Source organism: Rhodococcus sp. C3V (assembly GCF_029269915.1).
GTDB classification, from domain to species: domain Bacteria; phylum Actinomycetota; class Actinomycetes; order Mycobacteriales; family Mycobacteriaceae; genus Rhodococcus_F; species Rhodococcus_F qingshengii.
On sequence record NZ_JARJBE010000008.1, the window covers coordinates 249,041 to 261,281 of the forward strand.

Consider the following 12,241-nt stretch of genomic DNA (forward strand, 5'->3'; position numbering starts at 1 on the left):
ACCCGCCGTGAAGAAAGCTCCACCCCCGAAGATCGAGGGGGTCATCACCCGTGGCACGACGGGAATCAACAGACTGCGACGTAGTGACCGGTGGATCGTGCACAACCGCACTATCGCGCACGCCCTGAACAACGCGACCGATCCGTTGATCGTCGACCTCGGGTACGGGGCGAGGCCGGACACCACCTTCGAGATGGCAAGCCGCCTCACCGCTGTCCGGCGGGATCGACGCGTCATCGGGCTCGAGATCGACCCCGCCCGCGTGGTCGAGAGTCGTGACGGTGTCAGCTTCGCCCGTGGTGGATTCGAACTTGCCGGTCTCACACCCGTCTTCGTACGCGCCTTCAACGTGCTCCGGCAGTACCCGGAGGAGGCTGTGGACTCTGCGTGGTCACACATTCAGTCCGGTCTCGCACCGGGCGGGCTGCTACTCGACGGAACCTGCGACGAACTCGGGAGACGTTGCGCTTGGGTGCTTCTCGACGCTGATCGTCCATTGACCCTGACACTGGCCTGGGACCCCTTCGACGTCGAGCGTCCTTCCGACATCGCGGAACGTCTCCCGAAGGCTCTCATCCACCGCAACGTTCCCGGTGAGCCGATCCACGCGTTGCTCAGCGCGGCCGATCGAGCCTGGGCCACCGCCGCGCCGCACGCCTCGTTCGGACCTCGCCATCGTTGGGCCGCCGCATTGGAAATTCTTCGGGCGCAAGGAATTCCCGTGCAACCCGCGCGGCGACGTCTTCGTGACTGCATCCTGACCGTGCCCTGGCACGTCGTAGCGCCGAATCCCTGAACTCACAGACGGAAACGCCCCGCCGCGGAGGTGTTCTCCGCGGCGAGGCGTCTGTATGCAGGCGTCGGGCTAGGACCCGAAGATGTTTTCCAGGCTTCCCAGTGAACCGGTCGAACTGCCGCCGTTGCCGGGATCGCCGCCGTCGGACTCTGCCGTGACCTTGACGGTGACTGCGGCCTGGGTCTCGGAACCGAGATAGCCGTCAGTTCCGCTGAACACCGCGGTGATTCGGCGATCTCCGAGTTCGGTGAAGGTGTGCGAGAGCGTGGCCTTACCGTTCACCACCGCAACTGGTCCACCGATCGGGGTGGTTCCGTCCATGAACTGAACCGTTCCTGCGCTGAGCGTAGGTACCACTGCCGCAACGAGATCGACCTTCGCGCCCTTGACCGCTGACGCCGGAGCGCTCACGGTGATGGACGTTTCCTGATCCTCCGCGGCCGGAGCCGTGACCGAAACCGACTGAGCGGCCGAGGTAGAGGTGAGGAATCCTGTTGCACCCGAGTAGACGGCCGTGATGTCGTGCGTACCGACGCTCGCGAACTCGTGCATGATCGACGCCTTGCCCTCGACGACCGGCACCGGTGAGCCGAGATTGCCCGAGCCGTCCTTGAACTGCACTGTGCCGCCAACCGGCGTCGGCGTGACGGTTACGGACAGACCAACTGCCGTACCGGTTTTTGCATCCGCCGGAACGGTCAAGACCGTCTGGGTCTGCTGGTCGGTGGGAGCCGGCGCCTTGACGTTCACGGTCTGGGCGTTCGATGTCGAGCCCAAGTAGTTACCCGAACCCGAGAACACTGCGGTGATGCTGTACTCGCCCGCCACGTTGAAGGTCGGCGTGGTTGTTGCCTTACCTGAGGCGTCCACGGGAACCGGGGATCCCAGATCCCTGCCACCTTCCTTGAACTGCACGGTTCCGCCTGCAGCACCGGTCGAGACGGAGGCAGTGAACGACAAGGCCTCCCCTGTCGAACCTGTCGACGGGCCGACGAGGGTGGTCGTTGTGTTCTCCTCGACCACCACCGGAGCGACTGTCAGCGCATGTGGCGCCGACGTCGAAGTCTGGTAGACACCGGAACCGGAGTACACCGCCACGATCGAATGCGCTCCGACTGCATAGGAATTCGTCAGCGAGGCCTTGCCGTTGGCATCGACGGGAACGGCGCCGCCGAGGTCGGTTGCACCGTCTTTGAACTGCACCGTGCCACCCGCCGGAGTGGGCGACACCGTAGCCTCGACGGTCACGGACTCACCTGCAACTGCACTTGCGGGACCGGTGATCGCGGTTACAGTGCTCTTGTCCGCTTCGGACACTACGACGTCGACAGCTGACGACGTGGAAGACGCCACCTTTGCATTACCGAGATACTTGGCCGTCACGCTGTGGGTTCGGACGTCAGCCGGTGTCCAGGCAAGCGTTGCAACACCATTGGCGAGCGCGCCAGCACCGATCTTGGTGGCACCGTCGAAGAACTCCACCGAATCACCGTCGGCACCACCGGTCACCGTCGCGCTCAGCGGAACAAGTTGTCCCAACTTCACGCCACTGGTCGGTGACAGCGTCGTCGTCGAGACGTTCTTCTGAACGTTGATCGACGGACCACGACCATTTGTCGTGTCGTCAACGAACACCGTGCCGTCGAAATGCACCGTCGTCGACAAATCAGTACCACGAGCACAATCCGCACCGACGCGATACTGGAATTCGAACGTCTTGACGTCACCACCCCACATCGGCCATTCCGTAGCACCCGCACTCAAACGAACAGAATCAGTAGCCACCTCGTTGACACGGAACGCACTACCGTTCACCGTCGCCGAACCATCGACATACGTCATACACGCCGGATGAAAATCGCGCACCGCATACAGATTGTGAACCGCGGCAGTTCGCTTGAACACCGTCTTCGACGTGATCACATCACCCTCGGACGGCGTCCCGTTACTGATCGTCCGAGTCACCTTGTACCCGTCGGAATTGAACTCCGCCGTCACCGGAGCCGCACCAGCAACCCCGACACCCGCAACCACCGCGAAACCCGCAGCAACAGCAAACACACTCAAACCTGCAACTGCACGGCGTGCAGAACCTACAGACATAGCTTTTCCTTCTCGAGAAGTGAGCGAAATGGGTGATGCCCCACCGCCGAACGCGGGCGGGGCATCACCAGGTGTCGGCGGCTAGGAGCCGAAGATGTTGCCGAGGCTGCCGAGCGAACCGGTGCCGTTGCCTGGTTCTTCACCGTCGACGGGTGCGGCGATCTGGACGGAGACCTGATCGGACGATGCCGTCACCGTGCCGGCGCCCGAGTACTCCGCCGCGACAACTCGCTGCCCTTGAGTTGCGGGCTTCCACGAAAGGCTGGCCTTTCCGGATGAATCGACCGTGGCCGTGCCGATGACGGTCTCGCCGTCCTTGAAGGTGACTGTGCCACCCGCATTGGCGGGGCTGATTTGAGCGGAGATCGTCTGGGCAACGCCGACCTGGCCCGCTACTACGCTGAGATCTGTTGTGGAGCTTGTTGTTCCGGCGGGCTGTTCGGCGACTGTCACATTCGCGGTGGTACTCGACCCGGTGACACCGGATCGACCGGCGAATACGGCTTCCACCGTCTGTGCACCGGCGACCGTCGGAACCCAGGCATAGGTCGCTTCACCGTTGCCTGCCACCGGCACCGAAGCGAGCACCGTTCCGCCGACCTTGAACGTGACCGTTCCACCGGTGCCCGACGCGGACACAGTCGCTTTGAGATTGGTCGACTTGCCGACCTGCGCGCCCGAGATCGGCGCCAGAGTCGTGCTGGACTGAGCATCGGCCTGCGAAACGTTCACGATCAGCGCTGCCGAAGCGGAGCCGACGGCACGCGCCGTGTCGGCGAACTTCGCTGTGATCGAGTGGTCTCCACGGGTGGTCGGTGTCCAGGCAAGTGTTGCAACACCATTGGCGAGGGTACCCGCACCAATCTTGGTGGCGGCGTCGAAGAACTCCACCGAATCACCGTCGGCACCACCGGTCACCGTCGCGCTCAGCGTCACCGGTTGCCCCACCTGAGCGCCACCGACGGGCGCAAGTGCTGTCGTCGAGACGTTCTTCTGAATGTTGACCGAAGGACCACGACCATTTGTCGTGTCATTCACCCAAGCCGAACCGTCGAAATGCACTGTGCTTGCCAGATCGGTCCCGCGCTCACATCCTGCGCCGACCCGATACTGAAACTCGAACGACTTCGTATTGTTCTGATACAACGGCCAATCCGTGATGCTCGCGCTCACACGCACAGAATCAGCGCTCACCGGCGTTTCCGGGGAATAGGCCTTCCCGTTCACCTTCGCCGAGCCCTCGACATACGTCATGCACGACGGATGAAAATCCCGAACCGCGTAGAGGTAATTGACCACAAAGTCGGTCCGCTTGAACACTGTCGTAGAGGTGATCACATCACCTTCCGACGGCGTCGCGTTACTGATCGTTCGTGTGATCTTGTAACCACTCGAATTGAACTCCGCCGTCACCGGAGCCGCACCAGCAACCCCGACGCCCGCAACCACCGCGAAGCCCGCAGAAACAGCAAAAACACTCAACCCACCGACAACACGACGAACACCACTCACGGACATCCAGATCCCTCTCGACAACGGGGCAGACAGGCGTCCAGGACAAGCGTCCGTCTGCTTTCGATGCCGTGACGTTATCCCATTGACTGTAAAGTAACTACGCTTTTCGTAGATTTAGTTCATCGGCGACATCGCCGAACTGCAATAACAGTGGGCTGAACGTCCCGCACCGCACATCTGGATGCGTTCTTACCTGCGCTAAAGACAAAACAGTCGCCCGAAAATAGCGAATTACAAATCTCTGATATCGGCGTCATATTCGATTTCGGGCGTGATGCCAGAAGGTCGCAGGAGCCTCGAAGATCTCTCTCGGCTACAGGCTTGCGGCCAGAGCCAACTCGACCCGAACAGCAACGTCGACGCTCGCGTTCTCACACGAGAGATACAACTCGTGCGCGTCCAGTCGACCTATCGCGACCGCATCGGCGACTACTTCGTTGAGCAGGACTTGAGAAATTCCACCGGAAGCGAGGTCGTGCACGGTACGCAAAGGCGTGGTGATGCGGATGGGCCCGATCTGTTCACACTCGTCGTCCGCGAGCGGCAGTCGGTGCAGTGCTACCTGGCGGGTCGGCGCCGCGAGAGGGTGCGCAACGGAGAGGTGAATGAAGCGAGGTTGCAGGTGCCCGAGGCCATGCAGATCTGCGGCACTGTAGTGCGAGACGGTGGCGCTACCGGCGAACCACGTGCACCACTTCGCGAACTCGTCCAAGGCGGTATGTCTGACGCGTTCGAGGCGAAAAAGCCCGCGGCACTCACATGTCCATGTTCCGGATTCCGTCATTTCTTCCATCAACGCCAGACCGAAACCCAGTTCGGATGCCTGGAGAGCCGTGACAAATCCGCACTGTCGCAGCGCCAGCAACTCGAGTGATTCGTAGTCCGAAGCCATGACCACCTCCGGTGACCGTCGAAAACGCCGTTTCGAACAGACTACGGGCGAGTGTGTCGCGCATCACAGGAATGAGGAAGTGCGTATTCACAGAGTTCGTTCAGACTCGTCGGGAAGAATCTGGCGAATGACTGTCGCAGCGAACAACCCTCGTCCGCGCAACCGAGTGCTCATCATCCTTCTCGTGGTGATCGCCGTGCTCGTCGCGGCGCTCGTCGGTGGAGAACTGTACGTGCGCAACCAGGTGAAGACCTGCATGGCCGATCAGTTCCAGAGCGAACTGGGATCCCAGGTCGACGTCGGGTTGAGCTGGAAGCCCGTACTCCTGCAGGCAGTCGACAAGAAGGTGCCGTACATCAGCATCGACAGTGACGACTCTTCGTTCGGCCCCGCAACGGGAATGCAGGTTCACGCGAAGGTGAACGACATCAACTTGCAGCCCTCGGCGGGCAACAGCGGCACCGTCGGCAGCTCCAGCGCCGACGTCACCTGGTCTACCGCAGGCATTCTCGCCACCTTGCAGGAACAGACCTTCGGCGGGCTCGTCTCCGGCGTCACCGCCGACTCGAGCGCCGGAACACTCGCGTTCGACGTCGGTCCGGTCGGGCTCGCGAAGCTCACGGTCAAGCCCACCGTCACCAACGGTGTGGTCGACGTCCAGACCGTCGGCGCCGAGATTCTCGGATTGGGTCTGCCGACCGATCTGGTCGACGGCATCGTCCAGACACTCACCGACAGCCTGCAGACCTACCCGCTGGACATGAAGCCCACGAAGCTGACCGTCACCGACGACGCTATCCAGATCTCGTTGGAGGGCGGCGCTTACGCCATGCCCGTCGCCGACGCGAACAACCAGAACACCTCGGCGGTTCCGGACAGCTGCGGCCTGCTGACCTAGTCGGCCAGACCGTCCAATACTGCTCGACTTCCGGATAGTCCGAGGCGGGTGGCGCCGGCCGCGATCATGTCGAGCGCTGCCTGCGTCGTACGTATTCCGCCACTGGCCTTGACTCCCACGCCCGGGCCGACCGTCTGCGCCATCAGTGCGACGGCCTCGACCGTCGCTCCACCCGCGGGGTGGAAGCCGGTGGAGGTCTTGACGAAGTTCGCCCCGGCACGCACAGCTGCGCGGCAACATTCGACGATGGCCTCGTCGGACAGCGCTGCGGTTTCGAGGATCACTTTGAGGATCGCACTCTCCCCCATCGCCTCGCGGACGGTGAGGATATCGGCCAACACCGCGCTGTAGTCGCCGGCGACCGCCGCTCCTACGTCGATGACCATGTCGATCTCGGCTGCGCCTTGATCGACGGCCAGTCGCGCTTCGGCACCCTTGACCAGCGAATGATGCTTCCCCGACGGGAATCCGACGACGGCCGCCGTCACAAGTCCCTCGGCGCGAATCGGCAACATCGACGGCGAGACACAGACAGCCAGCACACCGAGGCTGCGTGCTTCGTCGATCAGGGCGGTCACATCGGCCGCGGTGGCTTCGGGTTTGAGGAGAGTGTGGTCCACCATCGCGGCAACCTGGGAACGAGTGAGTGCAGCTTCAGACATGTTGGAAAGCTTGGCACACCACCACGCGACCGTCGCTGCAGCCGCACCTGAGAGACTAGGCCGCATGACCGCTGCACCATCGATCGATGATCGTCGCTATGTTCTGTCCCTCGGCTGCCCCGACACCACGGGCATCGTCGCACGCATCTCGACCTTTCTCACCGACGTCGGTGGATGGATCGTGGAGGCCGCATACCACGCCGATGCCGACACCGGATGGTTCTTCACGCGTCAGGCGGTCCGTGCATCGTCGGTGAGTATGAGCATCGACGAGCTTCGTGAACGGTTCAAAGCTGTTGCGGCCGAGATCGGTCCGGAAACCGAGTGGACTCTTCACGACTCCGGCGCACCCAAGAAGATCGTGTTGCTCGTGAGCAAGGAAGGTCACTGCTTGCATGACCTCCTTGGCCGCGCCGCGGGCGGGGAACTCCCCGCAGAAATCAGCGCCGTCATCGGAAACCACGAAGATCTGCGCAGTGTCACCGAGCGCCACGGGATCGACTTCCACCATGTTCCGTTCGCCAAGGACCCGGCAGAACGGGGACCGTCCTTCGAGAAGGTCCGCGCCCTGGTCGACGCTCACAATCCCGACGCCGTGGTTCTTGCCCGATTCATGCAGGTGCTGCCCGAATCACTGTGCGAGCACTGGGCCGGGCGCGCGATCAACATTCACCACAGCTTCTTGCCGTCGTTCATCGGTGCCCGCCCCTATCACCAGGCGTTCGCCCGCGGCGTGAAGTTGATCGGCGCCACCTGCCACTACGTGACCGCCGAACTCGATGCCGGTCCGATCATCGAGCAGGACGTGATCCGTGTGGACCACGCCGACGATGTCGCCGACATGGTCCGTCAGGGTCGAGACATCGAAAAGCTCGTACTCTCCCGCGGACTGCGCTGGCACCTCGAGGATCGTGTGCTGGTCCACGGGCGCAAGACGGTCGTCTTCAGCTAGAGCTGCGTTGCGCTAGAGATTGCGCAGTCGCACGATTTCCTTGTCGAACTCGTCGATGTTCTCGATCGACGACATGTGACCGACGCCCGGCAACACGATCAACCGTTCGAGGTTGCCGGCGTCGTCGAGGACTTGCGCAAGCTTGCGCGCATGGACCGGCGGAGTGAGCCGATCGAGCGAACCGACGAGCACGGTGGTCGGCACTTCGAGATTGTCGAGTCCCTCGTGAATGTCGAGGGTGCTCAGCGCTGCTCCCCAACCTCCACGGATGCGGGGCTTGCACTCACGAACGATGTTCTCGCAGAACTGAATCTCGGCCTTGGTCGCGTTCGGTGACATCGAGACGTACTGGATCGCCTTCGTCATGGCGCCCGAGGAGACGAACGGAACGGGCGAACTGAGGATGGCGCGGCCCACGGGGACCGGCACGCGAGGGAAACGATTGGGCAGTGGGATGACCGTGGTCTCGGCGATCAACCTTTCGCTCGCGGTGCTCGCGAGCATGACCGCCGACGCGTACTTCTTGACCTCGTCGGGGTGACGACCTGCCCAGGCGATGATGCTCATCCCGCCCATGCTGTGACCGACGATGACGGCCTTCTTGTCCTCGCGAACCGTGGCCGCCAGCACTGCAGAGAGATCGTCGGCAAGGACGTCCGGGCCGAGCGGAAGATTGCCGACGGTGCTGCGGCCGTGACCGCGCTGATCGTAGGTGATGACGCGATATTCGCCGGCAAGCGCATTGACCTGCGGGTACCAGAATTCGGTGGAGCACGTCCAGCCGTGACTGAGAACGATCGGATCGCCGTCGACGGGACCGTAAGCCCGGACATTGATGATCGCACCGTCGTCGGTGGTCAGTTCGCTGATGTCAGCTTTGAGCGTCGGAGTCTTCAGGAGTGCATTGGGCTCGACGTCGCTCGAAAGAGTCAACCCACGCGTGGATCGCCGATGACGGATCCCAGCGACGGCCGCGACGAGTGCTCCCACTCCGACGGCGCCTGCCAGTACTCGAAGCTCTGTGGTGCGCGAACGACTGGACATGCATTTACCCCTGACTGCTGCTGACGACAGACGGATGCAATCTATGTGTGACTGCCGTTAACCGACACTATCACTCGAACAACGCCCGTTGTCAGCGTTGGAGAGAAGAGTGGGGCAGCACACCATGAGCCGGGAACCACGGCTCGGAATGAGCGGGAGTACGGCAAACTACCAGCGAGAACCGCCGTGCTGAATGTCGTCCACCCGCGGGCGAACGTCGACGAGATACACGCACACTGCAACGACCGCGATGATGCCCAGGAGCCCGACAGGGGACGTCGCCAAGAGAATCAACGCCGCGACGATCAGAATTCCCAGCCAGATCGGCTTGGTCAATTTGTTGACCGCGGTGAAAGCGTCAGGACGCTGCCTGACGGCATGAACGATCGCGTAGACAGCACCCACCAATGCGAGCACTTTGAGTGCGAGAAAGATCAGACCGACTAGCCCATCGACTTGAGTCACAACTACATCCTAAGTTCTCATCCGGTTCCCGACGAACACGAAGGCTCCCACACTCGGCTGAGTGAGGGAGCCTTCGTCAGGTGGAGCTGGGCAAATCAGGCCTTCTTGGCCGGAGCAGCCTTCTTGGCCGGAGCCGGCGCGGTGGCCTTGGCGGGAGCAGCCTTGGCGGGTGCAGCCTTGGCCGGAGCGGCCTTCTTCGCGGCGGTGGTCGCGCGCTCCTGGACGTCGGAAGCAGCAGCGGTCACGCGAGCGGCAGCTTCCTTGGAAGCCTCGTCAGCCTGGTCACCGAGGTCGAGGACCTTCAGTGCAGCCTCGTCGCCTGCGTCGGCGATCTTCTCACCGGCGTCAGAGATCTTCTCGCCGACCTCTTCTGCGGTGTCGGAGATGCGTCCGGCAGCGCGGCCGGCCAGCTTGGCAGCCTGCTCGCCTACGGCGCGCGTCTGACGAGCAACGGTTCCGAGTGCGTCTTCGGTCAGCTCGACGGCGTCGCCGAGTGCCGACTCTGCAGCAGCGATGCCTTCTTCGACTGCGGGCTGCTTGCGGATGCGCTCGACTGCGTCTTCGCCACGTTCTGCGAGGGAGTTGTACAGATCTCCGGCAACCTTGAGGTATGCCTCGGCGACCTTGCGGAGTTCCTCGGGTGAGAACTTCTCGCGCAGCTCGGCGAGCTCTTCGGGCAGCTCGGACGGCAGGCCGGCGAGACGCTCGCGCAGCGCATCGACGCTCTCGGCAACGTCACCCTGGACGGAAGCGAGCTTCTCGCGAGCACCGTCGACACGGCCGTTGACATCGCCCTGGGTGTTCTCGGCGCGCTCACGAACCTGAGCAACTACATCGGCCACGGCCTGGACAACCAGGTCGCCTGCGCCGACGGCGGCGTAGAGCGAGGTCTTGACGCTGTCGATGGCGTTCTTGTCAGTCATCTTGTTCTCCTAGTGAAGTCTCGGTGTCTGGAATTGCGGCCGATTCAGCGAAATCGGGCGCTGCGGCTGGTCTTGACGACTCGTTCTCGCGACAGAACGAGTCGTAGATTTCGAGCAGTACTTGCTTCTGCCGTTCGTTGATGGCCGTCTCGGCCAACACCGCGTCCCTGATGGGACTGTGCGGGCGTTGCTCGAGATATCCCGCTTGGACGTACAGCACTTCTGATGAGACTCGAAGGCCCTTGGCGATTTGCGCCAGTACGTCCGCCGACGGTTTGCGCAATCCGCGTTCGATCTGACTCAGATACGGATTGCTGACGCCGGCGAGTTGAGCGAGTTGGCGCATCGAAACTTGGGCGGCTTCCCGCTGTGCACGAATGAACCCCCCGATGTCGTGTGCCGCAGAGCTGACGACGCGAGCTGCCAAGTCGCTTGCTCCGGCTGCGGCACCGGATGATTCACGATCTCCGTCATCGGAGTTCGTCGACTTCGCTGGCATTGCGTCCTCCCTTTCCAGTGGACATTTCCCAGGATAGGAGAGGGTGCTAACTATTGCAAGCACTACTGCTAGCACTCGTGGTGGACGTCACATACCGGACAGCTCAGCCGAAGATGAGCGTCGAAATCGTGTAGATCAGCAGTCCGGCGATCGAGCCGACAACGGTGCCGTTGATACGGATGAACTGAAGATCTCGACCGACCTGCAACTCGATCTTCTGGCTCGCTTCGTCGGCGTCCCACCGCTCGACGGTGTCACTGATGACTCCAGTGATCTCGTCGGTGTAGTTCTCCGCGATGTACTTGGTGCCCTGCACCAGCCAGCCGTCGACCTTCTCACGCATGGACTCGTCGTCACGCAGCCTGACTCCGAAGCCGGCGACGTTCTCGGCGACCTTGGTCCGCAGGGTGCTGTTCGGATCGTCGACGGACTCCATGATGAGCCGCTTGGCAACCTGCCATGTCGACGACGCCAGACCCGTCACTTCCTCGCGACCCATGATCTCGGCCTTGATCCCCTCGGCCTTCTTGATGGTCTCCGGGTCGTTCTGCAGATCATCGGCGAAGTCGATCAGGAAGCGGTTGGCGGCGAGGCGTACCTCGTGTTCGGGGTTGGAACGGACCTTCCAGGTGAACTCGACGAGTTCCTTGTATATCTTCTCCCCCAGCATGGCGTCGACGAACTTCGGCGACCACGCGGGCGAATCGCGAACGATCACACGATCGATCGTCTCCTGGCTGCCGAGAGCCCACTGATGTGCCCGCTCGGCAAGCAATTCGATGATCGGCAGTTGCTTGTTGTCCTTGAGAAGTTCACCGAGCACTCGGCCGATCGGCGGTCCCCACATGGGCTCGGCCAGACGCTTCACGATCGTGTTGTCGATGATCTGGGCGATGTCCTCGTCGCGAAGAACCTCGACCATGCCGCGCAAGACCGTCGACGTCTCGGCGGCGACGCGAGCGGCGTTGGCAGGTTCGGCCATCCACGTGCCGAGCCGCAGCGGAATCTGCGCCTGCTGCACCTTGGCCGACACAACCTCGGGAGCCAGGAAGTTTTGACCGACGAATGAGCTCAGGCTGGCTCCGAGCTGGTCTTTCTTACGCTTGATGATGGCAGTGTGCGGGATGGGAAGGCCCATCGGATGACGGAAGAGCGCGGTGACGGCAAACCAGTCGGCAAGCGCGCCGACCATGCCTGCCTCGGACGCGGCCCGGACGTACCCGACCCACTCTCCGGCGCCGCGGGATTCCTGCCACCGGCAGAAGATGTAGACCACCGTCGCGAAGCCCAGAAGGCCAGTAGCGAAGACCTTCATCTTGCGAAGGTCCCGACGCTTGGCGGCGTCGTCGAAGGCGGAGAGGCTCAGTTGCTGCACCCTCGCCATTGTGCCGAAAGGTGTGACGCGGCGTAGCGCGAGCGACACGAAGTCCGATTCTGCAGGACCTAATCCCCCGAACTGCGGATGTGAGTGCCCGAGATAAAGGCGCGGACA

General features: G+C 62.5%; 12 protein-coding genes. 3 read left to right on the forward strand and 9 right to left on the reverse strand.

Annotated elements, in window-relative coordinates:
• The first annotated feature begins 7 nt into the window (after positions 1–7).
• Entirely contained in the window at positions 8–796 is a 789-nt protein-coding gene (locus P3G66_RS21470) for a class I SAM-dependent methyltransferase (protein WP_276117085.1), read from the forward strand.
• A gap of 69 nt (positions 797–865) precedes the next feature.
• On the opposite strand, the gene P3G66_RS21475 is transcribed toward P3G66_RS21470, so the two are convergent.
• From P3G66_RS21475 to P3G66_RS21485, 3 genes are all read right to left on the reverse strand, one after another.
• The gene (locus P3G66_RS21475) at positions 866–2,899 is read right to left on the reverse strand and encodes an Ig-like domain-containing protein (RefSeq protein ID WP_276117086.1); all 2,034 of its coding nucleotides are present in this window, start codon (positions 2,897–2,899) and stop codon (positions 866–868) included.
• An 81-nt stretch (positions 2,900–2,980) separates the two neighbouring features.
• On the reverse strand, positions 2,981–4,417 hold the full coding sequence (locus P3G66_RS21480; protein ID WP_042923274.1) for an Ig-like domain-containing protein: 1,437 nt from the start codon (positions 4,415–4,417) through the stop codon (positions 2,981–2,983).
• A gap of 310 nt (positions 4,418–4,727) precedes the next feature.
• Positions 4,728–5,306, reverse strand: a complete 579-nt coding sequence (locus tag P3G66_RS21485; RefSeq protein WP_003941523.1) for a hypothetical protein — start codon at positions 5,304–5,306, stop codon at positions 4,728–4,730.
• Positions 5,307–5,433: 127 nt separating this feature from the next.
• On the opposite strand from P3G66_RS21485, the gene P3G66_RS21490 reads away from it, so the two are divergent.
• A complete protein-coding gene (locus tag P3G66_RS21490) occupies positions 5,434–6,204 on the forward strand; it encodes a DUF2993 domain-containing protein (protein ID WP_058227464.1) in 771 nt (256 codons plus the stop codon).
• Here P3G66_RS21490 and deoC read toward each other — a convergent pair.
• Positions 6,201–6,866, reverse strand: coding sequence for a deoxyribose-phosphate aldolase (deoC, locus tag P3G66_RS21495; RefSeq protein ID WP_047268935.1), 666 nt, complete (start codon positions 6,864–6,866; stop codon positions 6,201–6,203). The two genes, P3G66_RS21490 and deoC, sit on opposite strands and share 4 nt — an antisense overlap.
• 64 nt (positions 6,867–6,930) lie before the next feature.
• On the opposite strand from deoC, the gene purU reads away from it, so the two are divergent.
• Positions 6,931–7,818, forward strand: a complete 888-nt coding sequence (gene purU, locus P3G66_RS21500; RefSeq protein ID WP_003941509.1) for a formyltetrahydrofolate deformylase — start codon at positions 6,931–6,933, stop codon at positions 7,816–7,818.
• A gap of 12 nt (positions 7,819–7,830) precedes the next feature.
• Here the strand turns inward: purU and P3G66_RS21505 are convergent, their stop codons facing one another.
• The 5 genes from P3G66_RS21505 to P3G66_RS21525 form a co-directional block, all read right to left on the reverse strand.
• Positions 7,831–8,862, reverse strand: coding sequence for an alpha/beta hydrolase (locus P3G66_RS21505; protein WP_021333908.1), 1,032 nt, complete (start codon positions 8,860–8,862; stop codon positions 7,831–7,833).
• Between the two features lie 168 nt (positions 8,863–9,030).
• A complete protein-coding gene (locus P3G66_RS21510) occupies positions 9,031–9,327 on the reverse strand; it encodes a DUF2516 family protein (RefSeq protein ID WP_003941505.1) in 297 nt (98 codons plus the stop codon).
• 95 nt (positions 9,328–9,422) lie between these two features.
• Positions 9,423–10,250 (reverse strand): heparin-binding hemagglutinin, encoded by an 828-nt coding sequence (locus P3G66_RS21515; RefSeq protein ID WP_003941552.1) that lies wholly within the window; start codon positions 10,248–10,250, stop codon positions 9,423–9,425.
• The gene (locus P3G66_RS21520; RefSeq protein ID WP_003941483.1) at positions 10,243–10,749 is read right to left on the reverse strand and encodes a helix-turn-helix transcriptional regulator; all 507 of its coding nucleotides are present in this window, start codon (positions 10,747–10,749) and stop codon (positions 10,243–10,245) included. Before P3G66_RS21520 ends, P3G66_RS21515 begins: the two co-directional genes overlap by 8 nt.
• 103 nt (positions 10,750–10,852) lie before the next feature.
• Positions 10,853–12,133, reverse strand: coding sequence for a DUF445 domain-containing protein (locus P3G66_RS21525; RefSeq protein WP_020968906.1), 1,281 nt, complete (start codon positions 12,131–12,133; stop codon positions 10,853–10,855).
• Positions 12,134–12,241 lie beyond the last annotated feature (108 nt).

Bases quoted from the DNA above. Each gene is read 5' to 3' on its own strand.
- P3G66_RS21475 (WP_276117086.1), bottom strand. From the start codon at position 2,899: ATGTCTGTAGGTTCTGCACGCCGTGCAGTTGCAGGTTTGAGTGTGTTT.
- P3G66_RS21480 (WP_042923274.1), bottom strand. From the start codon at position 4,417: ATGTCCGTGAGTGGTGTTCGTCGTGTTGTCGGTGGGTTGAGTGTTTTT.
- P3G66_RS21485 (WP_003941523.1), bottom strand. From the start codon at position 5,306: ATGGCTTCGGACTACGAATCACTCGAGTTGCTGGCGCTGCGACAGTGC.
- P3G66_RS21490 (WP_058227464.1), top strand. From the start codon at position 5,434: ATGACTGTCGCAGCGAACAACCCTCGTCCGCGCAACCGAGTGCTCATC.
- deoC (WP_047268935.1), bottom strand. From the start codon at position 6,866: ATGTCTGAAGCTGCACTCACTCGTTCCCAGGTTGCCGCGATGGTGGAC.
- purU (WP_003941509.1), top strand. From the start codon at position 6,931: ATGACCGCTGCACCATCGATCGATGATCGTCGCTATGTTCTGTCCCTC.
- P3G66_RS21505 (WP_021333908.1), bottom strand. From the start codon at position 8,862: ATGTCCAGTCGTTCGCGCACCACAGAGCTTCGAGTACTGGCAGGCGCC.
- P3G66_RS21515 (WP_003941552.1), bottom strand. From the start codon at position 10,250: ATGACTGACAAGAACGCCATCGACAGCGTCAAGACCTCGCTCTACGCC.
- P3G66_RS21520 (WP_003941483.1), bottom strand. From the start codon at position 10,749: ATGCCAGCGAAGTCGACGAACTCCGATGACGGAGATCGTGAATCATCC.
- P3G66_RS21525 (WP_020968906.1), bottom strand. From the start codon at position 12,133: ATGGCGAGGGTGCAGCAACTGAGCCTCTCCGCCTTCGACGACGCCGCC.